The organism is Streptomyces tendae, assembly GCF_014650435.1.
In the GTDB taxonomy this organism is placed as follows: Bacteria; Actinomycetota; Actinomycetes; order Streptomycetales; family Streptomycetaceae; genus Streptomyces; species Streptomyces tendae.
On record NZ_BMUY01000024.1, the window covers coordinates 31,161 to 57,983 of the forward strand.

23 protein-coding genes and 3 pseudogenes are annotated in these 26,823 nt (G+C 68.9%); 12 read left to right on the forward strand and 14 right to left on the reverse strand.

Annotated features, from left to right (window positions below):
* Positions 1-53: 53 nt before the first annotated feature.
* Entirely contained in the window at positions 54-248 is a 195-nt protein-coding gene (locus IE258_RS38350) for a hypothetical protein (RefSeq protein WP_189750420.1), read from the reverse strand.
* 257 nt (positions 249-505) lie between these two features.
* Between IE258_RS38350 and IE258_RS38355 the strand changes: the two genes are divergently transcribed.
* A complete protein-coding gene (locus IE258_RS38355; protein ID WP_189750421.1) occupies positions 506-799 on the forward strand; it encodes a hypothetical protein in 294 nt (97 codons plus the stop codon).
* On the opposite strand, the pseudogene IE258_RS38360 reads toward IE258_RS38355, so the two are convergent.
* Both IE258_RS38360 and IE258_RS38365 read right to left on the reverse strand, forming a co-directional pair.
* Positions 783-1,772: pseudogene (locus IE258_RS38360) on the reverse strand (SAM-dependent methyltransferase). The gene IE258_RS38355 and the pseudogene IE258_RS38360 sit on opposite strands and share 17 nt — an antisense overlap.
* Positions 1,773-1,964: 192 nt before the next feature.
* Positions 1,965-2,591, reverse strand: coding sequence for a TetR/AcrR family transcriptional regulator (locus tag IE258_RS38365; RefSeq protein WP_189750422.1), 627 nt, complete (start codon positions 2,589-2,591; stop codon positions 1,965-1,967).
* A 51-nt stretch (positions 2,592-2,642) separates the two neighbouring features.
* On the opposite strand from IE258_RS38365, the gene IE258_RS38370 reads away from it, so the two are divergent.
* Positions 2,643-3,332, forward strand: coding sequence for a hemerythrin domain-containing protein (locus IE258_RS38370; RefSeq protein ID WP_189750423.1), 690 nt, complete (start codon positions 2,643-2,645; stop codon positions 3,330-3,332).
* 424 nt (positions 3,333-3,756) lie between these two features.
* Here the strand turns inward: IE258_RS38370 and IE258_RS38375 are convergent.
* Positions 3,757-4,404 (reverse strand): annotated as a pseudogene (locus IE258_RS38375) (ABC transporter ATP-binding protein); the annotation flags it as partial.
* Here IE258_RS38375 and IE258_RS41535 point away from each other — a divergent pair.
* Positions 4,315-4,506 carry an ATP-binding protein gene (locus IE258_RS41535; RefSeq protein WP_229892706.1) on the forward strand — a complete coding sequence of 64 codons (192 nt, stop codon included), beginning with the start codon at positions 4,315-4,317 and terminating at the stop codon, positions 4,504-4,506. The pseudogene IE258_RS38375 and the gene IE258_RS41535 sit on opposite strands and share 90 nt — an antisense overlap.
* A 130-nt stretch (positions 4,507-4,636) precedes the next feature.
* Complete coding sequence (locus IE258_RS38380; RefSeq protein WP_189750425.1) at positions 4,637-5,692, forward strand: class I SAM-dependent methyltransferase; 1,056 nt, start codon at positions 4,637-4,639, stop codon at positions 5,690-5,692.
* A 611-nt stretch (positions 5,693-6,303) separates the two neighbouring features.
* Here IE258_RS38380 and IE258_RS38385 read toward each other — a convergent pair.
* The 3 genes from IE258_RS38385 to IE258_RS38395 form a co-directional block, all read right to left on the reverse strand.
* The gene (locus IE258_RS38385) at positions 6,304-7,056 is read right to left on the reverse strand and encodes a type 1 glutamine amidotransferase (protein ID WP_189750426.1); all 753 of its coding nucleotides are present in this window, start codon (positions 7,054-7,056) and stop codon (positions 6,304-6,306) included.
* Between the two features lie 576 nt (positions 7,057-7,632).
* Entirely contained in the window at positions 7,633-8,946 is a 1,314-nt protein-coding gene (secY, locus tag IE258_RS38390) for a preprotein translocase subunit SecY (protein WP_189750427.1), read from the reverse strand.
* A 202-nt stretch (positions 8,947-9,148) separates the two neighbouring features.
* On the reverse strand, positions 9,149-9,445 hold the full coding sequence (locus tag IE258_RS38395; RefSeq protein WP_189750428.1) for a YciI family protein: 297 nt from the start codon (positions 9,443-9,445) through the stop codon (positions 9,149-9,151).
* 186 nt (positions 9,446-9,631) lie between these two features.
* Here IE258_RS38395 and IE258_RS38400 point away from each other — a divergent pair, with 186 nt between their 5' ends.
* The 6 genes and pseudogenes from IE258_RS38400 (at position 9,632) to IE258_RS38425 (ending at position 17,488) form a co-directional block, all read left to right on the forward strand.
* Entirely contained in the window at positions 9,632-10,378 is a 747-nt protein-coding gene (locus IE258_RS38400) for a DUF1838 family protein (RefSeq protein ID WP_189750444.1), read from the forward strand.
* A gap of 860 nt (positions 10,379-11,238) precedes the next feature.
* Positions 11,239-13,797, forward strand: a complete 2,559-nt coding sequence (locus IE258_RS38405) for a DnaB-like helicase C-terminal domain-containing protein (RefSeq protein ID WP_229892704.1) — start codon at positions 11,239-11,241, stop codon at positions 13,795-13,797.
* Positions 13,797-14,369 (forward strand): hypothetical protein, encoded by a 573-nt coding sequence (locus IE258_RS38410; RefSeq protein ID WP_189750429.1) that lies wholly within the window; start codon positions 13,797-13,799, stop codon positions 14,367-14,369. Before IE258_RS38405 ends, IE258_RS38410 begins: the two co-directional genes overlap by 1 nt.
* A 403-nt stretch (positions 14,370-14,772) precedes the next feature.
* Entirely contained in the window at positions 14,773-15,318 is a 546-nt protein-coding gene (locus IE258_RS38415; RefSeq protein WP_189750430.1) for a hypothetical protein, read from the forward strand.
* Positions 15,319-15,662: 344 nt separating this feature from the next.
* A pseudogene (locus tag IE258_RS38420) lies at positions 15,663-16,327 on the forward strand (transposase); the annotation flags it as partial.
* A gap of 798 nt (positions 16,328-17,125) precedes the next feature.
* Positions 17,126-17,488, forward strand: coding sequence for a hypothetical protein (locus IE258_RS38425; RefSeq protein ID WP_189750431.1), 363 nt, complete (start codon positions 17,126-17,128; stop codon positions 17,486-17,488).
* Between the two features lie 7 nt (positions 17,489-17,495).
* Here the strand turns inward: IE258_RS38425 and IE258_RS38430 are convergent, their stop codons facing one another.
* Positions 17,496-19,277 (reverse strand): hypothetical protein, encoded by a 1,782-nt coding sequence (locus IE258_RS38430; RefSeq protein ID WP_189750432.1) that lies wholly within the window; start codon positions 19,275-19,277, stop codon positions 17,496-17,498.
* A gap of 573 nt (positions 19,278-19,850) precedes the next feature.
* On the opposite strand from IE258_RS38430, the gene IE258_RS38435 reads away from it, so the two are divergent.
* Positions 19,851-20,180, forward strand: a complete 330-nt coding sequence (locus IE258_RS38435; RefSeq protein WP_189750433.1) for a WhiB family transcriptional regulator — start codon at positions 19,851-19,853, stop codon at positions 20,178-20,180.
* 21 nt (positions 20,181-20,201) lie between these two features.
* Here IE258_RS38435 and IE258_RS38440 read toward each other — a convergent pair whose 3' ends face one another.
* Entirely contained in the window at positions 20,202-22,025 is a 1,824-nt protein-coding gene (locus IE258_RS38440; protein WP_189750434.1) for an RNA-binding domain-containing protein, read from the reverse strand.
* 56 nt (positions 22,026-22,081) lie between these two features.
* Between IE258_RS38440 and IE258_RS38445 the strand changes: the two genes are divergently transcribed.
* Positions 22,082-22,282, forward strand: a complete 201-nt coding sequence (locus IE258_RS38445; RefSeq protein WP_189750435.1) for a hypothetical protein — start codon at positions 22,082-22,084, stop codon at positions 22,280-22,282.
* Between the two features lie 40 nt (positions 22,283-22,322).
* Here the strand turns inward: IE258_RS38445 and IE258_RS38450 are convergent, their stop codons facing one another.
* The 5 genes from IE258_RS38450 to IE258_RS38470 all read right to left on the reverse strand — a co-directional run bounded on the left by IE258_RS38450 (position 22,323) and on the right by IE258_RS38470 (position 26,423).
* Positions 22,323-22,508, reverse strand: coding sequence for a hypothetical protein (locus IE258_RS38450; protein WP_189750436.1), 186 nt, complete (start codon positions 22,506-22,508; stop codon positions 22,323-22,325).
* Between the two features lie 169 nt (positions 22,509-22,677).
* Complete coding sequence (locus IE258_RS38455) at positions 22,678-23,163, reverse strand: hypothetical protein (protein ID WP_189750437.1); 486 nt, start codon at positions 23,161-23,163, stop codon at positions 22,678-22,680.
* Positions 23,164-23,883: 720 nt separating this feature from the next.
* Positions 23,884-24,795 carry a helix-turn-helix domain-containing protein gene (locus IE258_RS38460; RefSeq protein ID WP_189750438.1) on the reverse strand — a complete coding sequence of 304 codons (912 nt, stop codon included), beginning with the start codon at positions 24,793-24,795 and terminating at the stop codon, positions 23,884-23,886.
* 391 nt (positions 24,796-25,186) lie between these two features.
* Complete coding sequence (locus IE258_RS38465) at positions 25,187-25,390, reverse strand: hypothetical protein (protein ID WP_189750439.1); 204 nt, start codon at positions 25,388-25,390, stop codon at positions 25,187-25,189.
* An 859-nt stretch (positions 25,391-26,249) separates the two neighbouring features.
* Complete coding sequence (locus tag IE258_RS38470) at positions 26,250-26,423, reverse strand: DUF8636 domain-containing protein (protein WP_189750440.1); 174 nt, start codon at positions 26,421-26,423, stop codon at positions 26,250-26,252.
* Between the last annotated feature and the right edge of the window lie 400 nt (positions 26,424-26,823).

The window sequence follows — 26,823 nt, forward strand, 5'->3', positions numbered from 1 at the left end:
CCATGCCGGGCGGCCCGGGCCGTCGTCGTATCGGAGGGTGGGCCGGCGGCTTCTCAGAGGCCCAGGTCGAGAGCCAGGCAGTTGAAGTACTTCCAGGAACCCGCAGGGTCGTAGCGATTGTCGAGTCCGCTGTCCGGGCTCGCGGCCGTCTCCTCGACCATGTCCTCAAACCTGACGCGCTCGGGCAGCTTTCCGAAACGGGCCTGCCGGGCCGCCGCCGCGCTCTCCGTGGTGACCTTGATTTGCATGTCTGCTCCGCTCTCTCGATGGCGGACTGCGCCGTATCGCTCGGTGGGTCCAGCATGCATGTCATTTCATCACCGGTCAAGGGGGTGACGGAAAATGAGCCGGAGAGAAGTGGGCGTGTGACACATATACTCAATCATCAGACATGTGTCTTCTTCGGGCGAGATACATGAGCTAGGCTTCTCACACACATCGGTTACGCCGGACCTGACCCTCGGGGTGCTCGCCCCGCCCCAGGTGCCCCGTGGAAGGGAGTCCGATGCTGTTCACCCGTGCCCTGCGGCTTCTCTCCGCCCTCGCCCCGTCGCAGGCCCGTGGACCGGGAGCCCGCGCGGACGTCTCGATCCCGTCACTGCCGGGCTCCGGGGGAGGAGTGCACGTGGCGGGGCCCTTCCTGAGCCGCGCCCAGTGCGCTGCGGCGCTCGCCTCGTACCGGGCGTACTACCCCGCGAACGAGTACCGGTACGGGAGGGACGAGGACGGGGCCTGGAACGTCTACCGCGTCGCGTCCGAGGACCCGTCCCGGTGGGCAAGTGTCACGCCGATCCGCTGACCGGCCGGGCGGGCGCGGGGCAGAGCCCCTGGTCGCCGGGCAGTTCGGTGCCGAGGGCGGCGAAGATCCAGCGGTTGGCCGCCAGCGCGTCGTCCGGCGCCGGAAGCGGGCCGCGCCCGTCGTGCCGGGTGAAGTCGAACGGGGTGTGCACGGCCGTGGACCATCCGCGGCTGGCCAGCTCGCCCGCGGAGTCGGGGCGGGGCCCGGGGCTGAAGAGCGAGAGCAGGTCGATGCCGAGCCTTTCGCGCACCGCGGCGTAGACGGGGAAGTCCCGTTGCCGGGCCGGGTCCACGTCCTGCTTGATCTCGTAGGCAAGCATGCTGCCCGGCGGGCTGTGCGCATGTATGACCGAGACGAGGTCCAGCTCCGAGGCCAGCGGCAGATAGAGCACCAGCCCCTCGGCCAGCCAGGCCGTCGGACGTTCCGGGGCGAAGGCCGCCGCGACGAGGCTCGCGGTCCACTCGTCCCGGAGGTCCGCAGGAACGGCGAGGCGTTCGGCCCGCGGTCCGCCCCCCAGGCTGCCCGGGGCGTCCACACCGCGAAGCCCGCCCACACCGACCAGCACGGACCGTTTGAATGCGAGCACCTCCGGCCGGTCGACCTCGAAGACCGTGCAGCAGTCCGGCCACGGCAGCCGGTGTGCGCGGGTGTCCAGTCCCGCACCGAGCAGCACCACCTGGCCGATGCCCGTGTCGGCAGCGTGCAGCAGGAAGTCGTCGAAGACGCGTGTACGCAGGCCGAAGAGGTGGGCCAGCCGCCCTCACAGCGGGTCGGCGTCGCAGTCCGACACCTCCTGCGGAGGCAGCGGCCAGTCGGCGCATGCGGGGGCCGCCCGGACGAAGTGCGCGGCGTACTCGTCCCGGGCCGGGACGTCGGGCCGGCCCGTCTCGACGGCCCGGGCGGCGGCGGCCAGCAGGGCGGTCAGTCCCACACCCGCGACGGCGCGTGTGCTGCCTGCTGCGACCTCGGTCATTTCCGTCTCTTCCCGTGCTGTCGTGGCTCCGGCCCGGGCGCCAGCTGCTCGACCGCCGCCCACATGTGTGAATGGCGGGCAAGGTATGACTTTACCTGTGTGCCGCCCTCGGTAACGTGTCTCACACACCGGCGGCACCGACGTGGGACAGTCGTCACCGGCCCGCCCCACCCGTGTGCGGACCGCCAGTCGTCAGCCGTCGTGGCCCGTGGGCGAAGGCAGCAGGGCATCGGCCGCCCGCGCGGCCAGCCAGTCGGCGCCCTCCGCCCAGGTCCAGCCGAACCCGCGGACGGTCCGCCAGGCGTCCTGGCCGAAGTAGAACCACAGAATCTGCCCGGTGCGGACCGTGTCCAGGCGGACCTCCGGCAGGGACGCCAGATGGTCTGCGACGAGGGCCAGTCGCTCACGGTAGCGCTCGACCGCGTGCTCGGCCGCGGCGGCGACCGCCGGATCGGCGGTCGCGTTGTCGCGTAGGAAGTTCAGGACGCGAGCGTGGCGGCGGGTGATCTCGCCGGTGCTCCGGCCGGTCAGGCGCAGCACCTCCATGCCGTCCGTACTGGCCAGGAGTGCGTTGAGCGCCGTCTGGATCTCCTCGTCCTCCGTGCCCTCCCTGGCCAGCGCGTCGACCAGGGCCTGCTTGCCTCCCACGCTCGTGTACACGGTGTTGAGGGCGACCCCCGCCCGTTCCGCGATGGCGGAGACCGTGGACCTGGTGTATCCCCGCTCGACGAACAGTTCCTCCGCGGCCCGCAGGATGGCGGTGTGTGTCCGACCTGCCGCGACGGCCCGGACTCTCGAACTGTAGGTGCGCTTCGTCATCCCGTCATTGTGACAGGCACGCATTGATATTAATAGAGGTACTATCAATGTATGTTGATTAACCCGGATGCTCCAGCCGACAAGCCCGAGATCCAGCAGATGAAGGTCATCCACCGCGTGATGAGGCGGGAGTTCGCCCAACTCCCCGACCTCGTCGCCAACGTGGGCGTCGGCGACAAGGTCCGCGCCCGTCTCTTGGGCGAGCACCTCTCCCTGGTCCTGGACATGCTCCACGAGCACCACGAGGCCGAGGACGAACTGCTCTGGCCGGTCCTCGTGCAACGCGTTCCGCTCAAGAAGGACCTGATCGCCGTCATGGAGACGCAGCACCAGGCGATCGGTGACGCCGTCGAGGCCGTGGCGGCCCGGTTTCCCGAATGGACTGCGCAGGCGGGGGCCGCCGCACGCGACCTGCTCACCGACGCCCTGCGGGATCTGGGCCCGGCCCTGACCGAGCATCTGGACCTAGAGGAGGAAGAGGTGCTTCCTCTCATTCACGACCACCTCACCGTGCCCGAATGGCTGGCGCCGCAGAAGCACGCCATGAAGCAAGGCCCCAAGACGCTGACCGGCAAGCTGACCCTGGCCGGCATGGTCCTCGAGGACGCCACGCCGCGCGAACGCGCCTGGTTCCTCGGCGAGATGCCCGCCCCCGCCCGGCTGCTGTGGCGGCTGAGGGGAGCCCGCCGGTATGACGAACACGTGCGGCTGGTCCGGGCCGGCGTTCCGAGCCCGAGCTGAGCGACCACGCACGGGACGGCACGCGGCGCGCCCGGTGGACACGTCCGGCGCGCCGCACCCGCCGGTCACGCCGAGGCAAGCGCCTCCGTCGGGGTGAGGCGCGCCGCTCGGACGGACGGGTACACGCCGATGACCACCGCACCGGGCACCGTGAGCGGAACGACCGGCCGCTAGCCTCGTCGAGGGCATAACCGGCGGTGGCCAGTACCTCGATCACCGTCCCTTCGAGCCCGCCGAACAGCGAGAGCACCACCGACCTGGTGTGGAACTGCCCCCGTGATCCGCCCCGGGTTGGCGCCGAGCACGCGTCGCAGACCGATGTCCCTGCGGCGTTCCAGGCACCGAGGTCGAGCCTCCCGGGAGCGGGCGCCCGCCGGTTCCCGTCTAGGGACAACGCCCACAGGTCACCTTGGGCGCAGGGCGCTCACCAGGTCTCCTCCGAGGCCGAACCGGGTGCCGTCCGACGCCAGGACCCCGTCCCGACGACTCGGCCGTCGCGCATCTCCACCCGGCGCGGCAGCCGTGCTGCGATATTCCCGTCGTGCGTGATCACGGCGATGGTCGTGCCCTCTCTGTTCAGCCAGACGAGCGCTTCGAGAACCGCCCGGCCGTCCGCGAGTACCAAGGCCGGTCCGTTGACCAGCGCGCGGGCGATCGCGACGCGCCGGCGCTCACCACCGGACAACTCGTGCGGCAGATGCCCGACATGGTGACCGAGCCCGCCCCGTTCCAGCGCGCTGAGCGCGAGCGGAGTACGCCGCCTGCGCGGCACCCCCGCGTACAGCAGGCCGGTGGCGATGTTCTCGGCCGCGCTCAGCCCTTCCGTCAGGTGGAACTGCTGGAAGACGAAGCCGAGCTGACGCCCGCGCAGTGCGGCCAGCCGCCGGTCTCCTAGGGACGCGACGTCCTGCTCGCCTGCGGGACGGCGAGCGGAATCCGCATCGAGGTCTCCGACACGGGCTTCGGCATCGGCCCCGAGGAGCTGCCGCACGTCTTCGACCGATTCTGGCGGGCCGAGAAGTCCCGCTCGCGATGGACCGGCGGCAGCGGACTGAGCCTGTCGATCGTGCGCAAGCTGATCGATGCCCACGGCGGCACGGTCGAGGCGCACAACACCCCGGGTGTTGGTTCCACCTTCATCCTGCACCTGCCCGCAGGCGAGCACACGACGTGAACCGATCGCACGCCCCGGCACGTTACAGGGAAAGAGCCAGGTGAAACGCCTGGCGAGGAACTGGGGCTGCCAATCGTTTCCTCTCCCGTCGAGGACCGATGGGAGAGCTCAAGACCGAAAGATTGAGCACATGTCGGATGAGAACCGCGTGATGGAATTTCTCGGACAGGTGGTCGCCGACAACGCGGCCGCCTTCGCGGGAGTGTCGACGTCCCTGGGCGTCCGCCTCGGACTGTACCGGGCGATGTCCGGAGCGGGCCCGCTCACCTCGGAGGAGCTGGCCGAGCGGACCGGTCTCGTCGAGCGGTACACCCGCGAGTGGCTGGCGGCGCAGGTCGCCGGTGCCTACGTCCTGTACGACGCGGAAACGCACACGTACGTCCTTCCGGACGAGCACGCGGCCGTACTGGCCGACTCCTCGCTCCCAACCTACGTCGGTGGCGGCTTCACCATGCTGAAGGCCCTCTACGGCGCCGAGGAGGCACTGGCGGACGCCTACCGCAACGGCGGCGGCGTGAACTGGAAGGACTATGGTCCCGAGCTGGCCGAGGGCGTCGCCGCCTTCTTCAAGCCCGGGTACGACGCGGTCCTCGTCCAGGAGTGGCTGCCCGCCATGGACGGTGTCGAGGCCAAGCTCCGGCGGGGCGCCTCGGTCGCCGACGTGGGCTGCGGCTTCGGCCACTCAACCGTGCTCATGGCCAAGGCGTTCCCGGAGTCCCGCTTCCGCGGCTTCGACTTCCACGGACCCTCGATCGACAAGGCCCGGAAACTGGCCGAGGAGGAGGGCGTCGCCGACCGTGTGACCTTCGAGGTCGCCGCCGCGCACGACTTCCCCGGCGACGGCTACGACCTCGTCACCTTCTTCGACTGTCTTCACGACCTTGGTGATCCCGGCGCGGCGCTCCGGCGTGCCGAGAAAGCCCTCGCGGACGACGGAAGCTGCCTGGTCGTCGAGCCGAACGTGTCGGGAGAGCCGGGGGAGAACGTCAACCCGATCGGCCGCTCATTCGCCTCCACCTCCGCCGTACTCTGCCTGCCGGCGGCCATGGCGCAGGACGGCCCGCACGCACTCGGCAACCACCCGGGCCAGGACGCCCTCGCGGCCATCGCCGCCGAGGCGGGTCTGAAGCGCTGGAAGCTCGCCGTCGAGACGGTCACCAACCGCATCTATGACGTCAAGCGCTGACGGCGGCACGAAGGTGACCGGCGAACCCGACAGCCCTGTTCCACCCGCATTGCCCGACACGGAGTGCCCCGAGTGCGGAGCCATTGCCGTCCACCGGGCACCGAGCAGTCATCCGGCCCTCCTGTACCTGGCCTGCCGGAACACGGCATGCGGCTGGCACTCGGGCCGCCTGGGCTGACCGTCCTCCCCGGCACCCCGCCGCGTACGCACGATGTACGGTCGACGTACGCGGCGGGGATCGTGTCTGGGTAGCATGACGGCCCAGGAGTTGTCCTATGCCCGGTCTGTTCGACGCGGTCGACGCACTGATCGTGTCCCGCTGTTGCCGTCCGAGGCGCGCAAGCGGGCTACGGAAGGCCCACTGCCTGACGGCCGAGGAGGTGGCCGCCGTACTGAAGGTGCGTCGCGCGGCCCTGGCTGGGAGTCCGGCGAGACGGAACACCCCCGCAGATAACACTTGCCCCAACGCCGCTGATCCCGACGCGGCAACGACCCGAATACATCGGCAACAAACCCCCGCCAACTCTCCCCGGAGCCGTTCCACTTCCCCCAGCTTCACTCTGGGAGGTTGCCCACCACCAGTCGAGATCACTCAACGTAACGAAGCGCTACTAGCGGTTGGCGCGTGCCTCGAAGAGGCTCCGCAGGTGGGCCACACTCTGCTCGGCCAGCGGGCGCAGGGCCGAGGCCGTGGTGCGGGCATCGGCTCGCAACTGGTCCATAGCTCCAGGCCCGAGGGCATCCGCGGCCTCGGCGGAAAAGGAGGGCTCGGCAAGCCAGGCGTCAAGGAGGTCCGGTGTGACCTCCAGATGGAACTGGAGGCCCCAGGCCGCAGGCCCGGCGCGGAATGCCTGGCACTCGGTGGTGTCGGTGCGGGCCAGAACGCGGGTATCGGAGCGCGGCACGATGCGGTCGCCATGCCAGTGCAGCACGGAAGGGGCGTCGGCCAACGGGCCGACGATCGGGTCGTCGCGATCCACGTCGCGCAGCGGGGCCCAGCCGAGTTCGTGCCCCCGGCCCAGTTCGGCGCCAGTTCGTACGGCCAGGCCCTGGGCGCGGGCGAGGAGCTGGGCTCCCAGGCAGACGCCCAGCGTGGGAATTTCCCACTGCAGTGCGTCAACCAGGAGGTCCCGCTCGACCTTCAGCACTGGATGGGCCGCGAAATCATCGGCGTTCATGGGGCCGCCCATCACGACCAACCCCGCCAGCTCCGAGACCGGCGGCAGGTCATCCGGCGAGGCGCCTGGAGTATCGACCAGGTTCCGGATATCTGCCTTGAGGCCGCTGCCGTCCAGGGCGTCGAGGATCAGACCGGGCTTCTCGACCTGGACGTGCTGAAGGAACAAGACGGTGCGCGCGGGCATGCGGAGATCCCTAAGAATGTTGGCGGTCCAGGAGGACCGGGTGTGGCTGATGCGGAGTTGCCGTTGATGGCTCAAGGAGAGTGGCCGCCCGGTCCTCCGGGATGCTCCGGCTGCTGATTGAGAGCTGCGGTCATCGCTGGTTAGGGACTTGTCGGCGGAGTGTTCCCCGGGCTGAAAAGTGCTGGCCACGAGGGATACGGAGTGACGTGCTGTGGGCGATGCTGCGCGACAAGCGGCTCTTCACCCCCGTCCCGCCGGTCACGCAGGCGGCTTGACACGATCATTGAGACTCTCCTGGAGGGAAAAGATCTGGAACGAATCCCTCCACTTTAGTGTGGGAGGTCAAGGCTGGAGGGGCAGGCAGGGATCAGGCCATGATCCCCCGGACAGGCCCTATTCCTGGACGTACCCGCCAAGGGCGTCCCGGCGCTGAACTGGCGTGCAGACGTGAATGAGGCTGTGCGACAAGCCGCACGCCTTACTGTGACAACAGGTTGCTTCAATCGCGCCCTTGCGTCACCGGCTCCGCCGGTGATAACTACTGAGCTTCGGCTCAACGATGAGGGCGACGGGGGTTCAGCGCAGGAAGCCCTTGTAGTGATGCTGCTGGAGCTGGCTCTCGATCTGCCGCACGGTCTCCAGGCCGACCCCGACGATGATGAGGATGCTGGTTCCGCCGAACGGGAAGTTCTGGCTGGCCCCGAACCCGGCCAACGCGATCGTGGGAACGAGGGCGATCAGCCCCAGATACAGAGCGCCTGGCCAGGTGATCCGGTTGAGCACGTACGAAAGGTACTCGGCGGTCGGCCGGCCGGCCCGGATGCCCGGGACGAAGCCGCCGTACTGCTTCATATTGTCCGCGACCTCGTCCGTGTTGAAGGAGATGGCGACGTAGAAGAACGCGAAGAACACGATGAGCACGAAATACAGGGAGATGTAGAGCGGATGGTCGCCCTTGGTCAGGTTCCGGGTGACCCAGGTCTTCCAGCCGGACTCACCACCGGAGAACTGCGCCACCAAGGCCGGCAGGTAGAGCAGCGACGACGCGAAGATCACCGGAATCACGCCTGCCTGGTTCACCTTCAGTGGGATGTAGGTCGAGGTGCCCCCGTAGGATCGGCGACCGATCATGCGCTTGGCGTACTGCACCGGAATGCGCCGCTGCGCCTGCTCGACGAACACGACCAGCCCGACCATGGCGAGGGCGACGACGACGACACCGCCGAACTCGATCCAGCCGTCGGCCAGCTTGCCCTGCTGCTTGATCGACCACAGCGCGGACGGGGTGGTGGCGGCGATCGAGATGAACATCAGGATCGACATGCCGTTGCCGATGCCTCGGTCGGTGATCAGCTCACCGAGCCACATGACCAGACAGGTACCGGCGGTCAGGCAGACGACCATGGTGACGGTGGTGAACACTGACCGGTCCGGGATGACCTCCGACGCCACCGAGCAGCCGGAGAACAGTGCGCCGCTGCGCGCCGTCGCGACCAGACCGGTGCCTTGGAGGACGGCCAGCGCCACGGTCAGGTAGCGGGTGTACTGGGTGATCTTCGCGGTACCGGCCTGTCCCTCCTTCTTCAACGCCTCCAGCCGCGGGATCACCACGGTCAGCAGCTGCAGGATGATGCTGGCCGTGATGTACGGCAGGATGCCGAGTGCGAAGACGGTGATCTGGAGCAGCGCACCCCCGCTGAAGAGGTTAACGAGCCCGAACAGCCCCCGGCTGTCCGAGGCCTGCCCGACACACTCCTGGACAGTCCTGTAGTCGACTCCCGGGATCGGGACATGGGCACCGAGTCGGTACACCACGATGAGCCCTAGCGTGAAGATCAACTTCTTGCGCAGGTCAGGGGTCCTGAACGCACGGACGAAAGCGGTGAGCACGGCGCCTCCTGCGACCCTCACCCGGCTGCGCCACGCGAGAACCAGCGAATTCGACAGAACGGCACAGCAACGACGGCTGCCGGCCCAGAACCGGCTCGTCACATGCGCACGACCGTCGCCAGCTCACACATGATCCGACACCTGTTCAACGGCAAGTATGCCAGATTGGTTCATATGTGTGCATAAGTGTCTGCCGCACCGACTACGCCAGCGTCTCCCGGTACCTCGCCAGCACCGGAGCCGTCTTGGTGGCGACGAACTCGGTGATGCGATAGGTACACACTCCCGCCTTGACGAACGGGTCGTTCGCGGTTATCTCCTCGATCCGCGCACGATCCTCGGTGACGGCGAGGATCACCCCGCCGTCACGGGGCCTCTTGCGCCCTGAGGCCAGGAAGACACCGTGCTCGTAGAGTGCATTAAGCCATGTCACGTGCGCTTCTGTCGCGGCGTCGACGGCTTCGAGCGGGGCGGTGTAAACAGTTTCTAGTACAAACATACTCGAAATCGTACCGAGCCCGATCTGCTCAAGGTCTCGACAGGTATGTGTGACGATGCCCATACCGCATGCCCCGGAAGGTGTGCGGCGAGGGGGGAGACGTATGTTGCACGCCCCACACTCTCCTCTTGCGTGGCCAGTGCGGCATCGACCGTCGGCCGACTGTGGGGCAAAGTGCTCCCCATGATGACGACGCCTGCAGAGCTCTTGCGTTCTCTCGCCCGCACCCGGGCCTCACTCGACGGTGAGGAAGTGACGTACTGGTGGTCCGGGGACGTCTACTCCTGGGCCCCCGACGCGCCCTACGAGCGCGTCTTCGGATTCGAGGGGGTAAACGTCGCCCGCCTCGTCGAGGACCCTGAAGCCGGGGAGGATGCCTACCTCCTGCTCACCCGTGAGGCTGCCTTCTACCTGGACCCCGTCACACGGGAGATCCTCAAAGTCTGGCGGGACCTGCCGGTGGTGCACGTCTGGAACGACCCGGCGAACCAGAAGTGGCGCCCCTTCCCCATCCCGACGACCGAACTCGGGGGGCAGGTCTGCTTCAGCCTGGAGATCCCGCTCGCCTACCCCTCTCCGCTGCCGATGGCCCAGTACCCCGTCCACTCGGCCGGCGATACGTACCGGGCCCTGGAACTGTTCCAGTTCTTCGCCGACCGCGCCGACCTGGACGGCACGGCCCCCAGTGTTCCGGCCGTCATGTCCTGGATGCGGATGTCGCCCTGGGTGCCGTGGATGGCCCGCGGCCGGCAGCTCGGCGGGCTGGCCTTCCACTGCCGGGGGCGCAAGCTCGGCTCGTACGACGATGTCCCCGAGCGGACTCGTGCCTACATTGCCGAACACCGGCCGGAGTTCGCCCATGCGCCAGAGCAGTGGAGCACGCCCAACGAGACGAGCTGGACGTACTTCCGGAGGCTCCATCCGCCCAAGTAGCCCCACCATCCCCGGCCGGAGCGTCAGACCACGTCGATCCGGCAGCCCTGTGCAGCCCCGTGCATTGGACGGTGACGTCCGGTTGGTTCGCCCCTTGGCATCCGTCACCCGGGCCGACAGGGTGTACGGCTCCGGGAGCGGCAGCCATGGGAGTAGCACCAAGACGTGTACGACCGCATCCAGTGGCGCGCCCCGGTGCCAGCGCCGCCGCTCGCGCCGGCCAGTGGCTGGAGACCGCACGCTGGCGGGACACGGTCCTGCTATATGGCCCGTTCGACGCGGGCGCAGCCACGCGTTCCGAGTCGGACTCGTCCGTGCCCCCAGGTGCGCGGTATTCAATACCCGCTGGAGGCGTACCGCGTTCACCGCCATCTGACCCGCTGCGCCGGTGAGGCGAGGACCGCTATCGACATGATCGAGGCCTCGCCGGCAACTCCAGGACAAGGCACTGCTGAGGAGCGACTACCGGGGCGAGCCTCTCAACGATGTCCTGCAGCGCTCCACGGAGTCCTCCGGCAAAGCGAAGGAACTTGCGGGCGCAGCAGGCTGAGCACGGCCCGCTCCGCCATCGGGCACGTCGCGTACGAGGACGAGCCCGGGGAGCGGGAGCCGGTGGCGGCGAGCTGAGGCTGGGTTCGGCGGGTGTGATCGTCTGCGGACGGTACGGAGCGGAGGCCGGGGCGGGCGGTCCCGACCCTTCTGCTGTCTGCCCCTGATCGGCTGCGGCCCCCAACCCGGCAACCTGCACACCGAAGGGTCCACCATAAATGAGTGAGAATTTTCCAAAACATAGTGACTCTGGAAATTGACTAGGTGAATTCTGTTATAATGGGGGGTGATTGGGTTTCCGGGGAGGGTGAGTGAGTCGGTCGCCACAGGAAGAGGGCGCAATCAACGCGACCACGGCGCGGAACAAGCTGTACGCGCTGGTGAAGCTCGTCGAAGAGGAGGGGCGCACCACAGTGATCACCAAGCACAAGGTGCGCGCTCTACTGGCGCCGCTGGACCGGTTTCCGGCAGCCCGGAAGACCGATGCTTTCCCCGCCCACGTGCTGAGCACGGCGCAGAGGGACCTCGGTGACCTCATCACGCTGGCCGCCCAGGGCCAACCGCAAGTGCTCCTGCGGAACACAACTCCGGTCGCCGTACTGCTCCCCGCCAACGTCTCCTCTGATGTCCTCTCGTCCGACCCGGCCGCGCACCCCGGCGCGGCGACCGCAGGAGGTGCGGTGAACAGCCAAGGCAACCAGGACCGCGGCAAGCGCAGGCTGGCCACGCTCGGCGACGCCATCGGGTCTGTACTCACCGATGGCACCGCCGTCGGCCCCAGCTTCGGGCTGCCTGGCCTGGACGCCGCAACGGGCGGTCTACAGCGGGGCAGACTGACGCTCGTGGCTGCTCGTCCGAGCGTCGGCGGAAGCCTGCTGGGTCTGGCGGCCGCGCGGAAGACGGCGCTTGTCGACCACGCCCTGGTCCTGTATGCGGCGTCGGGACCGAATCGGGACGACATCTTCCGCCGGATCATCTCCGCCGAGACCGGCGGCGACTACCCGCGTCTGAAGCAGGGCCGCCTGACCGAGCAGGAACAGCAGGTCGCCCGCCAGCTGGTCCAGGCTGGCGACCTCTTGATGATCGACGACGGCAGTGACCTGACCGCCGAGGACATCAAGGAAACCGCCCCGCACATGGAGGGCCTGGCCCTCGTGGTCGTGGACCGCCTGCAGACCGCCCCCAGCGCCCGCCTGCCGCTGTCCGGGGACCGCCTCCCCGAGGCATCCCAGGTTCTGGCCACTCTTGCGCGCACCCTGCATGTCCCGGTGCTCGCCATCGTGGACAGCGACGATCCCGCGCTCCTGGGTCCCCTGGACGCCGACGTCACGCTGACGCTCTCGCCGACCGAGGACCCTGGCAAGGTCCAGGTGACGGTCGCGGAGCGCGACTTCGGCACGATTGGCTCGGCGTGGCTGCAGCCCGACCTGCTCCACGCCCGCTTCCTCGACGCCGGAACCGCCCCCCTCGACCGCGTCGACAGCCCGGTGAGCCCGGGCCTCTCGGCGTCCGCCAGCGGAACGGCTGCGCTGGAACTGGCCGAAGCCGCCCTTCCCTACACCTCCGGCGGACACAAGGGGATCCCCTCCGGCTTCACCCACGAACTTGCAGCATGGCGGACGGCGGTCGTCAATGGTGACCATGAAGCCCTGAAGGGGATCCTGCCGTCACTGCTCCAGGCCGCCGCAGCAGTAGCGGAGATGCCGGACACCCATGAGGGGCAACGCCTCGCCGCCGCGCTGCGCCTCTATGCTGAGCCCGCCCCCGCCGATACCGCCGCACGCGCCGGTCAGGCCACTGCTGCCGGTGCCCTGGCTCACGCCCCGGCGGGCAGCGGACAGGCCCAGGACGAGATGGCGGAGTATGAGGAAGACGGCGAGGACAATCTGAAGCCGGGAGATGAGGAGGACGAGCCCGAGGGGCACGTCTTTCCGGCCCTCAAGATCCTCAAGGACGCCGTCAGCCGGTCGAAAATGCACCCGATCAAGGTCATCCGCAAGGAGGAGCGTGACAGCGGCCCGTGGCCGCTGATCAGCGAGCACATGGACGGCGAACCGCGCTGGGTCCACCCCGACGTCACAGCCACCCGCGTGCCCCACATCCGGGCGAACGGCAGGCGCGTGCGCCGCGACAAGCTCGACGTGCCCGACTCATTCGGCGAGGGCATGCTGTGCCTGATCGACCGCAACGGCAGCTTCCCCTCCGCCTGTTCGGCCGTTCCTCTCGCCCCGAACAAGCTCCTACACACCGGTCCGCTCGACGCGTACGACAAAAGCCAGGCCGGCATCTACCTCATTGACATCCCGGAGTGGGAGCGCACCGACATGCCGCACCCTCTGGGGCGGATCATCGACCGTCCCGACGAGGGCGGGCGGGTGTGGGTCACCACGCCCCACATCAAGCAGTTGGAGAAACTCGTCCGGGACAAGCACCTTGCCGCCATGCCGACCATCTACGACTCCTGGACCGGGAAGTACAACGAGTCCCTCTTCAAGCCCTTCTACGAGGCCACCCGCAAGGCACGCACCGAACTCGTCCAGGCCGGCGGCGACCCCTACAAGGCGTACAAGACCCGACTGTCCATCGCGCTGCGCCTGCTGTGGCCCAAGCGCCCTGCACAGAAGTCCCCGTTCTGGCGGCCGGACTGGCGCATGAGCATGGTCGCCGAGGCCTCGGTCCGGCACTGGACCGTCGCGTTCAAGGCCGTCCAGGAAGGCCACACGCTCGTCGCGCTGCGCAACGTCGACCAGGCCATCTTCTGGACGCCGCCCGGCACACCGCCGTCCACGTACCGGATCGGGACCGGCTTCGGCGAAGTGAAGCGCAAGTTCGTCCGCGCCGGCGAGACCATCCTCGAAGGTGACGACTGATGGCCGGCCCCACCGGACGCGGCGGCTCTCTGGGGGCCGCCCTCAACGACCTCCTGCGCTCCCAGGTCACCCCCCGCCACCGACTGTCGACATACAACGCCAAGCACTGGCACGCCCAACTCAGCCAGCTCACCGGGACCCACCGCGGGCAGCAGGCCCTCGCTGACGCCGGCCTCCACGTGACAACCAAGACGCTGGTCAACTGGCTGGCCGACTCCGAGTACAACGTCCGCCGCAGCTACCTGGACATCATCCACACCGCGTACGAGAACGTCGCCGTCGTCCCCGCCGAACCGCTCCCCGACCGCGTCAAGGACGGCCAGTACGAGATCAGCGGCGTCGTCAAAACCGGGGACGACGAACGCACACGCGGCACCGTGCACGCCGCGCCCCTGCGGATCGACGGCAGCAGGGGTGACTGGGACGCGATCGAGGAACTCTGGCTCGCCGGTGAACTCGCCGACGACGAGTTCGAGGACCACTTCATCGACGACGTCATCGTCGAAGACATCGGCGAAGGCACCGACGGCTGGGAGTTTCCCGGCGCCTCGTACTCCGTCGAAGTCCGGTAGCACGCACGAGCAGCCGAACCGCCCTCCACGCGATCACGTTCACCGCGGGCGGGCACACGGCGGTGTTCCCGGCGATCGCCTGCCCGACAGCACCAGCCGACCGGCGCCCCTAGCGCGGCCGCCATCGAGGGAAGGACCGAGACGTGAACGGACGCTGCCTCCGCTGCACGGAGCCGCATCACGTCCGCATCCGACGAGTCGACAAGATCAGCAACCACGACTACCCCACAAGCGGCGCCCCCCTACAGGGTGTGGCCTCCGGCCGCGGCCGGCCCCTCTGTCCCATCGACGGGTTCGTGGTCACCCCCGGCCAGACCGGCGTCCAGCTCGACCGCCCCATGCACCTGATCTTCCGGCCCGGCGAATTCGGCAGAAGACCGTGGAGGACCGGGGCAGGGGAGCCATGCTGAATCCCGCGGGCGCCGAGGGCGTCCCGACCGACGCAACCCCCCTCCCCGGCCCCGTCGACGACGTCGCCGCCATCAGGCCGACGTCCCCCGCCGAACAAGTGCTCGTGGACTTCCTGGAAGCGCATCTCGCCCTGCAGCATCACCTGGGCTTCGACGGCACTGCCGGGTGGAAGCACAGCTCGGTGTACGACCTCGTGGCCGTGCACGGCCGCTGGAGCTCCCCCGCCCCCCTCCCGGCCGAGGTGCGGCCGCGCCCGGCGCGGCACTGCTTCGCCAACGCGGCAGCGACTGAACGGGAGCACCCGCGCCTGACCTACACCGAAGGCTTCGCCGTCCCGACCGACAGCCCCGTGCCAACAGCCCACGCCTGGTGCACCGACCCGGACGGCCGCGTCATCGACCCGACCTGGTCCGAGCTCGGAGGCAGCGCGTACCTGGGAATCAGACTCCCGTCGCACCTACGGCCACACCCACCCCACAACTGGGGCGTCCTTGAAGCGCCCGACTCCCTGTACCCCCTGCTACGAAGTGGCTTGTGAGCCGGACTCGTCTCGAGGTGCACTCTGCGGGCATCGGGATACGGCGTACCAACGACGCCCCGACGCCGGACCGCGTGGCAGTCACCGTCCAACGACACCCGAGCTGTCACATCAGCTCAGGCCGGTCCCGTGACGTGGAAGTGGAAAAGGGGGCGAGATCGGTCTCCCGGCCGGCTCCCCGCACGCTGCCCAAGCAGATGACGGCCCGGCCCTCCCGGTACGCGTGCAGCGCGACCGAGCCGGAGCGCTACCGCGCGAGGTCGAGGGACTGGAGTGCTGGGCGAGCAGGGTGGAGTCGGACATCGGGCCCGGCGCGGCTGCGGCGCGAGCTGCACTCGCCAGCCGCCCCGACGCCTGCCCGCTCCGCCCACCTCATTCGGACTCAGCTCCAGGCCACGCTCAAACGGGCCGGACGCCAGCGCGGCATCGAGGCGGAGGCCGACCGGCTCCGCGCGATCTTCGGCGCTGACTGGGCCCACCAGCCCGCGCTGGTCGAGGACGCGTTCGGCAAGCAGATGCTCGCGCTCCTGGTCCAGTTGGAGGCCGCATGCGTGGCCGCAGACCAGCTCGCCAAGGCTGTGGAAGAGGCTTTTCTCAGCACCCGGACGCTGAGATCATCCTCAGCTTCCCCGGCCTCGGCACCCAGCTCGGCGCCCGGGTGCTCGCCGAGATCGGAGATGACCGGAATCGGTTCGCCGACGCCCGTGGCCTGAAGGCATACGCCGGCTCCTCGCCCATCACCAAAGCGTCCGGGAAGAAGTCCTCCGTCACCCGCCGATGGATCAAGAACGACCGTCTCAACCACGTCGGCTACCTCTGGGCCTTCTCTGCGATCACCGCCTCGACCGGCGCGAAAGCCCACTGCCGACGCCGCCGCGACCAGGGCGACTGGCACGCCTCAGCCCAGCGCAACCTCTTCAACCGCATGATCGGCCAGCTCTTCCACTGCCTCCAACACGGGGTTAGCCTCGACGAAGCAGTCGCCTTCCCCATGGCGCCCGAGGCTCTCGCGGCACGAGTCCGTCAGCCACCAACCGCGCGGGACCAACGCTCCCGGATGACGCGCAACTTCTGCTCGAACTCGGCATCCCGCATCCGGCTGGCGAAGGCCCCGGGGATCGTGAGCGAGCGCCCACGGACCCGGACGGCCCGCAGTTCCCACCGGAATCCACCACGCGTCTGGTGCTGCCGTTTTTCGATCCGCGTGATCTCACTACAAGGAATCGAGCGACGACCGACGAACGTGCGGATGTCATGTAGGTCACCCCAAGGGCCCGCAGGTGAAGTCGAACGGTCACGTAAATACCCCCGTGCCCGTTGAAGATGGCGAACTGGGCAAGGGGCGCTTGTCGCGATCGTGAGTGTGGCACCTGGCATGGACCGGGGAGGTAAGAATGCCGAAAGTCAGAAGGGGCGGGCAGTGCGGCGACAACACCGCATACCCGAGCCAGACGATGTCCAGGCGCCACCCCGGCCCCGCACAGAGCAACTCTTCGTGGCCCCGACCCCGGGCCGGCGTGGAAGAGCCGCGCTGATCGGTGGAAGGCCCTCTGATCCCGTCGCCGGAACCCTGATCGCCCGCGCCTCGACGCTGCGCGTCGCCGCAGTACATCGAGCTTCGTCGTTGCGCAGGACTGCCCAACTCGCATTCGGAGCCACCAGCTTCGAGAAGGCCACCCGCCGAGCGAAATGGCTCCGCATGTGCGAATTGCCAGGAGCACCGTGCGCGGGGAGGCGCCGGCGCGTGACGATGTCAGGGAAGAGGGTGGCAGGTGACGTGGCCGTGCCGCGTCAATAGAGTGACGGGATGGGACTCTTCAATCGGAACAAGGCGACGTCCGGCCTGCTGCTCGTGTCCGACAGGGGCATCCAGCAGGTAAAGACCGCGTCGTACGGGATGGATCTCGTGCAGGAGGTCGCTCGTCTTCTCGGTTCGGAGCACGTACGCTCCACCAAGCTCGGTGAGGAGCTCACCCTCTGGTACACCGAGGACGGCCCGGGTCAGGCGCGCTCCGGCCCGCCCAACGCCGTGGCCAGCCGGCTCGCGGCCGATCACGGCGCGGCGCCCGTCGCCGGTCCCGCCGTCGTCACCGGTCCGCTGTTGTACGGCAGCCCGTACCCGCTGGGCGCCGAGGCGATCACGCAGGTCTCGGAGCGTCTGCGCGGATAGCCGCGGCTCAGCCGGCCATGGCCGCCACGATGCGGGGCAGGAGTACGGCGTTGGCGCTGTCGAGGGACACCCTCACCGGCTGCTGCCTGCCCCGCTCATGGATCCACACCAGGCCGTCCGCGACCTCGACGTCCGTGAGCGACCCCCAATCGGCCTCCATAACCCCGCGCAGCGTGAGCCCGCTGCGGTGCACGCGCATCTCGCCGATGGTGAACGACCCGCCGCGCCGGATCAGGTCGAGACGATCCGCGAGCAGTCGGGGCTCGAGGACGCGCTGCGCGAACTCGACCAGGGCCAGCCACGCTTCGGGGGCCTCTGCCCTCTTGCCGCCCTTGCTCCAGATCAGATTTCCCAGGCTCTTCGGTGAGTTCCCGTATCTGCCCACGCCGAACGTGTACGTATTCGTGTACGTGGAGGGAACCAGGAAGCCCAGGTGTTTGGTCCGCGAGACGGGATACCGGACCCACTCGATCTCCTCCCAGGCCAGCGAGTCACGGCCGTACGTGATCCGCTGCCGGTCGGCGACCACGTGTGTCGTCCAGCCGACCAGACTGTCCACGAAGGGGCGCTCGGGGGCCGCCTGACGCGGGGGGACGGACCGCTCGGGCGCGGTGCGCGGGGCTGCCGTGCGCCGGTCGTTCGCCCCGGCATAGGCCCGCAGCCACGCCGGTACCCCGGCCCGCGGGTAGGCGGCGAGGTCGTTGCGGTAGTGCGTGGGGGCGAGCAACTGCCCGTCGGGGAGCCGTTCGTCACCATAGTCGTACTGGGTGGAGACCTGGGCCTGGCCGCCGGGCCCTTTGGTGACGGCGACGATCAGACGCAGCCACGGACCGGCAGGCATGGCGGCCGCGAGGTGGCGCTGGCGGCGTACGAGGAGGGCTATTTGCTCCGGCACCCGTGCCTCCAGGGGCCGTTCGTGCTGCCAGAAGCACAGATCGGCCGTCTCGGCGGAGACGGCGCAGGAGAACGCTGCCACCATGCGCTCCCACCGCTGTGGTCCGCACAGCGCCAGCTGGCGGGCGATCTCGTCGGTCAGCGCGGTCACGCGGGCCGCCGTCACGTCCTCGGGCGGGGTGCCGACGACGGTGAAGTCCGTGATCGCGCCCGGCTGCCCGGACCGGGCATCGAGGCGCTCGAACTCCGCCTTGAGGTCGTTCATGAAAGCCTCCTCGGCGGGCGGACGCCGTACGAAGGCATCCTCCGCGGTGAACAGGGCGTCGGCCTGTTCGGGCGGGATCGCGGAGGTGAGCTCCTTGATGCGCCCCGTGTCGCCGACCATGAACACCGAACGGCCGACGGGTATGTCGAGGAAGGCCATGGGATCGCTGTCGTCGACGTCGACGGGTGCGTACACTCTCCAGCCCGCGGCGAACCGATCCGCCACCAGGCCCTGGGTCGGGTAGTCCAGGCCGCCGGTGGCGATGTGCTCCTGGACCAGGGCGATGGCGCGCCGCTCGTCGATGCGTCCTGTCGCACCCGGCTGCGGGGCCCTGCCCAGCGGATGGCTCGGGTCCGCCCCGTCTGGGCCCGGGTAGTGGTGAGTGAGCTCGAACCACAGGCGCATCTCGTCAGCGGTCACCGCGTCGGTCCCGGGGCTCACAGCGTCCCACGTACCTCCGGGATCGCGGGCGTAGAGCCCGACGGACTCCCCCTGGGAGACGGTCACGTAGTCGCAGGCATGGAGATCTCCGTACGCGGCGACCCAGGCGAGCGATGGCGCGGTGGGGCGCTCCTCGCGCGCGATCTCCCTGCCGTCCATGCCCACCGCGGCCAGTACATGGCGGGACATCAGCACCACTCCCTCGCAGACACGGGGCCACGACCGTAGCCCAAGGCGACCATCGGGGTGAAGAAGGACACCGCAGCAAGCGCCGGTCAGGCCGCTGCTGCCAGCCCCCTGTCCACGTACCGGCGGACAACGGAAGACCCCCAACAACGCAGCGGAGGACGAGGAAGACGGCGAGGACTGGCTGAAGCCGGGCGGCGAGGAGGACAAGCCCGAGGGGCACGTCTTCCCCGCTCTGAGGATCCTCATGGACGCGGTCGGCCACTCGAAGATGCACCCGATCCCCGTCATCCGCAAGGAGGAGCGCGACAGCGGCCCGTGGCCACTGATCAGCGAGCACATGGACGGCGAGCCCCGCTGGGTCCACCCCGACGTCACCGCCACCCGCGTGCCCCATATCCGGGCGAACGGCAGGCTGAGACACCAGGTACGACCAAGACCCGTCAAGTCCCCGTCACCCGAAGGGATTGCTGTCAGTCGGCGATCTCCTACGCTCCGTGGGCGTGCCGTACCGTTTGCGGACTGCGCTTGCTCAGGGGAGGGCGGGTGGCTGACCGGGGAGAGGACGGCTTAGGGGTGATCGGGGAAGAGCGGGAGATCTGGGGTGAGGGAGCGGCCTGCCGCACCGCTGATCCGGACGAGCTGTTCGTCGAGGGCGCGGCCCAGAACCGGGCCAAGGCCCTCTGCACCGGCTGCCCGGTGCGCACCGAGTGCCTTGCCTATGCCCTCGACCACCGGATCGAGCATGGAATCTGGGGTGGGATGACCGAGCGCGATCGGCGGGCCCTTCTGAGGCGGCGCCCGCTGGTCACGTCCTGGCGCCGCTTGCTGGAGGCCGCGCGGTCCGAGCATGATCGGTTCGTCCGTCCCGAAGATGACGCGCCGGACTGGGAAGCCACCGCTTGACGGCCCGCCCCGACGAGATCCCTACAGCACGTCGGTCTCGGCGTCGACGTACCCGAACGCGTGGGCCATGTGCACCAGGGCCTCCCGTAGCAGGTGCTGCCGCTCGGCCCGGTCCATGGTCGGCGCTGCGGTGATGGTGACGGCCAGCTTCGGCCTGGGGCCGTTGTCGTTCGGACCGAGGGGCCCCAGGTCGACGAGGGTGTCCAGGACTGGCAGGACGCCGTTGCGGGCGGGCTGTTCGCTCGTGATCCGCAGTTCGGTGGTGGGCGGCGCGGCCCACGTCAGGCTGGCCGGGTCGCCGACGACGTCGGGCAGCAGCTCTGCGGCCGTCTCCCACGCGGCGAGCAGCACGGCCTGCACCTCGTCGAGACCCAGCTGCGTGTTCCAGCCGGGTCCGAGGGCCGCGGCCCACGCCTCCGGGTTCTCGATCAGGACGTCCGCGCAGGCGACCACGGTGGACTCCATCGTGGTAGGCAGCGCGAGCATGACGGAGGCCGTCACCGCCGGGGTGCCGTCGGGCCCGGCGATCGTGCACGTGTAGCTGGCAGACCGGCCCCAGTTACCGAAAGGCCCCCGCTCCCACCGGGCGGCGGGCAGCTCTGCGCCCCGGCGGCGGGACAGAAGCGTCACCGCGCCGGCTACCGCACTGTGCGGAAGCATCTGCTCGAGATGCGTGCGCCGGGACTTATTGACCTCCAGCGTGCTCGCCTCGTCCCAGGGCAGGTTCACCAGGGCCCGAAGGCGCAGCGCCGGCGTCTGGCCGGCGGTGCCGATCTCGGCAGAGCGGCCCTGGTCCAGGCTGAAGCGGGGGGCTGGCTGCCACCGCCACACGCCACGTCCCGAGCGGGTCAAGTGTCCCGGGCCCCACGAGCCGCCGTCGAGGTCGACGCGCCGGGCGTCGGCCGGGATCACCCACGGGGTGTCTGTGTCCGCAGGCGGGCGGGGGAATCCGACGGCCGCGAGCGGATCCTGGCCGCCCGGTGCCCGGCGGCCGGTTTCGACGGTCGCCTGCCAGACGGGCTCGGCGACGACGACCGCAGGGCGCCCGGGCACCAGGCACAGCACCCAGCCCGGCTCGCCGTCGATCTCATGCGACAGATCCTGCAGCACGGTCGCGCCGTGCGCCCACGCCTCCCCGGCGGGCTCCCCCAGCCCCGCGTCGGCGAGTTCCTCGTAGGCCGCCCTCATCTCCCGCTCACGGTCCGGCAGGCCCTGGCCGACACGCGGCTCGCTGACAGATCCCGCCTCGGACACGGCCTGCCGGACGAGGTCGGCGAGAGCCTGGGCGGTGGGCATGCCCAAGGCCTGGACACCGGCGGAGAGCAGCTGCACGATCTCGGCACGGGGCAGCCAGTACGTGCTGTCACCGTCCCGCATCGGCACTGCGACCGTGTCCAGGCGCGGCGCCCCGGATTTGCCCACCGCGGCTGGCACGGCGAAGAGCGCATGGTCGGTCTGCGCGGGAATCTCGATGAACAGCACCCGCTCGTCGCCCTCTGCCCCCGACCACCCGATGCGCACGCCGCGGGGAGCAGGGGAGACTCGCTGACGGATCAGTTTGCGGATCTGGTCCACGTTCACCGCAGCCAGTTCGACGCCGACGACTTGGTCCAGGACCTCTTCGTCGTGCTCGAGCCGGGTGGCGATGCCGACGACGATGACTCCGCCGCCCCCGTTGGCGAATGCCGCGACATCCTTGGTGAGTTCCTCGACCGCCTTCGGATCGTCCGTCAGTCGGTACGGAGCCTTCTTCGCGTCGAGCCACTGCGTCTCGCGCAGCCCGAGCAGATAGTCGGGCCGTTGGGCCTCCAGCGCGGCCAGGGCGCCTTTCAGATCGTTCACCACGTCGGCAGTATCCACTGGCGCACCGGCCTCCCGCGGCCGAACGTCCCATATGCCGTTTGTCGGACGGCGGCACGGACGGAGGGACTGTCGTCGACGTCATCGCTTGGGCTCTGGTGCCCGTCGCCGGCATGCTGTTCGCGGCCACCGCAGCCGTGCTGATCGTCGGCCTCGCACTGAAAGGCACCGCGTCGCGGGACCGTGCCACGGTCCTCAGTGCCATCGCCAAGGTGATCCGCGCCGTGCGGGGTCGCAGGTGACGGCTCGCCATCGGCCTTCACGGCGCCAGCCGCGGGCGCGTCACCCGGACTTCCTCGGCCGGTGCGCGAGCGCCAATGTCGAGCCGAGATCGAGGCGGATTTCGCTGTAAGTGAGGACCTGTTGCCAGAACAGCGGGGTCAGGCCGTGCCGGTCGGCCAAGCCGAGCAGTCCGGCCCACCGAGGCTCGGCCAGGACGTCCGAGAGCACGGGGGTGTTGACGTACACATGCGACGTGACATTCGAGCGTGCTGTCGGCCCACTGGAAGGAGTTGAACGCCGCAACCGAGACATTCAGCGCGTGTGCGACCGACCTTCTGCTCAACTGGCCCAACCTCGCCGCCACCATCCTCAGCATCGATAGCATGGCATCACATTCCTTCTCATACCCATGAGTTCATGGGCCAGTGATAACACCAATCACATCGAAAACGCGCCGGACGTTACGTCCGAATGCGATCACGAAGGCCGCGAAAATAACGAGGGGATAGACGATAGCTCTCGCATCTTCAGGGATGACTCCGGCCCTATCCAGGACTGTTACACCTGCGCTACCGAGGCCGATAGCAATAAGGTAGCGCAGCGGCTCCCAGTTCCGCTGCCGTGGAATTCCGGTCAACTGCTCCTGGTCAAGTAGCTCACCCACGCGCGCGTGGCAGTATCGATCAGCGACTGTCAGCAGCGCATCGGCGATATCCCGAAGGGCCTCAGCGGGGCGACGGTCGAGTTGCGCCTCCAGGCCCATCAGTGCCGCCGCGACGTAGCGCTCATGCTCCTTCAGGTGCTTCCTGCGATGTGAGAAGTAGGGGACCGTTCCTCGGCTGTCATGCGCATTGAGTACCCCTCGCCTGACGGTCCGCAACGTCCGGGAGACCTCGCGCATCCGCCCTGGCTGATCCTCTCCTCCGCGGCGCGCCACCGCGCAGGCGTGAATAGCTTTAGCGCAGTCAACAACGAGCGCGTACCTGCGAGCCAAAAGCAGCCTCGCCAGTTCATGACGGTGCCTCAGCCAAGCGTCCACACCAGCCCAGCAGAGACCAACGATCATCGCGATCGTGAGAGCCTCCACCCACCGCTGGCCAGTCGGCCCATAAAGCTCACCTGTCCGTGACGCCTGCTTGATAGGAAGCCAATCGGGCCCATAGATGATGGCACCCAACTGGGTGGCCGTAAAAAAGACGGTACCCACTGCTAATAGGAGCGCAAAGAGAAACAATTTCCGTTGCCAGCCCCGGAGATGGAGGCGCCGTCTCAGCGCCACGCGTACTCGGAGGGGAACCGGTCTCCCAACCCCGAGCAGCTCGCAATCTGCCCGGACTCCCTCAACAGACGCCTCTAAAGGGCGGTGCGCGGCACCGTCAACCACAGGAGGCGCTGCGTTCCCCACCTGGTTCAGTTGGCTGGTCATGGCCGCACATCCTGCCAGGGTGCGGCTCACAGGCGCAGGCGTTCTGCGGGCTTGTCCCTGCCGTTCTGCCGCGCCCGCAAATGCGTCTCCGACCGAAGGCTGGCACCGAAGTGAAGGCCGTTCGAGCCGGGTTCGGTCTGCACGGCGTCGCGATGAGGGCGTCCGGGGAGGGCGACGTCAGGGGGAGGCCGAGCTCTACGCGGATGGGTGTTCGGTGGCGGCCTGCCACAGGGGGCGGAAGTAGTCGGGCGAGCCACCGAGGATGCCCAGCAGCAGGACGAGGGTGGGCCAGTCGCAGGGCTCGTCGCGTTCCAGGATGGCGGTGACCTGAGGGGCATGTAGGCGCCAGCGTGAGTGGACGCAGATCTGCTGCGGCGTCGGCTGGCCGGCCCGCACGTGGAGGGTCCGCAGGGCAGTGGCCAGTTTGCGGACGGCCTGCGCGCGGTTGCTCACGCCGGCCAGGGAGTCGATGTCTCTTCGGTCGTCGACCGTGGAACGCGGCGGCCGGCGACGCAGTTGTTCGGTCTCCCATGCCTTGCGGACGATCGCGGGGTCGGCCTCGCAGGTCTTGGCGAGGCGTTCGGTGATGGCCCAGGAGGGGACACGCTGTCCGCTGAGGATACGGCTGAGGTAGGACGGGGAGCACTGAGCACGGCGGGCGAGGTCCTGCAGGGGGGCCTCGGTGGCACGGGCCAGCATGGACAACAGGGGCGCGAGGGTGTTGTACGCGGGCCCGGTGGCCTCGGCTTCCGCGGGTATCGTGCCGTCGTTCGGGCTGCTCGTGCTGTAGTGCCGGGAGGGCCCGTTCGACAACGCGCTCAGCGACGCGGGGATGGCACGCAGGCTGGACACCTGGCGCAGACGACGCAGCACGTAGTCATCGGTGTACCGGTGACGGGCCGTGTCTTCACTGATCGTCAGCGCCTGCCCGATACGCGACCAGGTCACCTGCCGCAGCCGGGCACGCCCCACCAGACCGGCGGTCAGACAGTCCAGCCGCACGCGCATCTGCTGCGCCTGGCGCAGACACTCTTCCGGGTCGTCACCGCTGAGCTGGCGGAGCAGAACACGCGCATCGTCCTGCAGATCCCGTATGACCTCGCCCAACAGGTCTTCGAGCTGACCAGGCCCGGAGTGCGGCGGGGTTTCTGAGGCGGCGCGCGTCGCGGGCTTGGGCCGAGCCGCCGACCGCGGCGGCCGGGGATGCCTGCCCGTCCGCGCGCGGTGCGCCGACTTGCGGCATGCCGCGGAACAGTATTTGGGGGGCCGGCCGACTTTGGGAGGTTCCGGCAGAGGCCCCGCACAGAACTCGCAGTGATCCACAGGGTGCTTCTTCCTGTCCTTCGCCAAGGTGTTCAGCTATTGCGTCCCGCGGAGCGGCTGACAATGCCCGGTCGATTTCGTCGCAACGACCAGGCACGCCACGGTTTCGTGAGGCAGCCCTTCGCCATAGCGCAAAGGGGGTGCCGCCTGTCGGCGGCACCCCCTGCTGGCGCGCTCAACACCTCAAGCGACGTGCTCCTGTGCAGGTCAGAACACCCCTGATCTGCGCGACGAGCACACTGGCCAGTACCTGCGCCCCCAGCTCGGCCTGCGCCTGTGCTCCCAGGGTTGCGCTGGAGATCAGCAGAGTCAGCAGTACAGGAATGGCAAGGAACCCAACGAGGATTGCCTTGCCCGTCTTGGCAACGAGGGCGGACATTTCGTCGCCCCTGTTAATCTGCTTGCCAGGCGCCTGACGGGCCACAGCACCCCTACTGCTGCGGCTTCGGGATGATCGGTACACGTAAATCCCCTTAAAGGTGTCGGGTGTTCGGAGACGCGCGCAGGCCCTCGGATGTGGTTTGCCGACCGAGTGAGGACCTGTGCGCGCCCGAGCGTGACCCTAGCGACACTCTGTGCTAAATCCGAATCAGTGCAGAACGGTGCAAAATCTCACCTTTCGCAGGTCAACGGTCTGCTGATTTTCGTCACCACGGCCGCTCGGTCGGAACATTCGCCGGGCCAGGGGAAAAGGCCAACTGCACTTGCCAACTCCGTGGTACGGGGCGCAAGTTGAGGCCGATCGCGAACCTGGCATCGGGGCCATAGGCCATGTACAACCACCGCAGCGGGACCACTCCCCTGGAGGAGATGCGACAAGCCGCCCCTCAACCAGGACCGGATCGAGAGGCGGCCTTGTCGCGGCGTTCAGGCGTCGGGCTCTTGCCGGAAGTAGTCGGGGGCGAGGTGGCAGAGACGGTCGTCTTCCTCAGCGACCGGTTCTCGGCGTCATCGTGGCGCCTGGTCATCGTGGACGTCAGTCATGGTCTGGGGGGCGCGGACGAGAACAGGCCCTCGGGGCCGTGCAGGAAGGCCGCAGCTCCGGCGTCTGGGGCGCCGGGGCCGCGGTGAAGGCGCGCACGGGACATGGGCCAGGCCCCCTGGAGGATGGCATCCGGGGTGGGTGTCTGCCGCAGGTGTGTGGTATTTGCCGCGGAGGCGATTGAGCCGCGGGCGCCGCCGTTCGATGAGGGCTGCACTGCAGCGGCCCTGGTCGCGTGAGGGGTGCCGCTGCTGTACTACTCCTTCGCGGTCGGCAGTTCCCCGGGTCTGACGGCCACCTCGTCGATGCCGGTGGCCCCGGCCTCCTCCAGTTCGTTCCGCCGGTGGTCGGCGGATACCCGGTCGTAGGCGACGGCGGAGGCACGCGGGGTGCCGTCGGGGTCGGTCCAGGTGAAGCTGTAGCTCTGCATCGCGCCTGGCTGGCGCGGCCGGCGTCTACCGGGAGGTTCTGCTGCTGGCGCGGGAGTTGCTGGTGCCACTTCCCGGCCGCGCCGCCCGGGCCCTCGAACTGGCCGCCCTCAGGCGCCGGGTCAGGCGCAGGCGCGGGAGCTGGCCGGCTGGGCGGACCCGCGCGCCACCGAGTTCTTCTTCGGCTCCGCCCCGGCCGCTGCCTGGCTGGGGGCCTTCATGATTACGCGCCGCACCTGCTGCTCGCCGACGAGACGGCCGGCACCTGGCCAGCGGCCCCGCTCCTGGAGCACCTGGCCGCCGCCCCCCCCCGTTATCTTCTTCGCGGTCCTGCAAGAGGGCCGCTGGCCTCCGGGCCCGGCATGACTGTTCCCCCCTGTCGAACGGATGACCTGGGGGGTG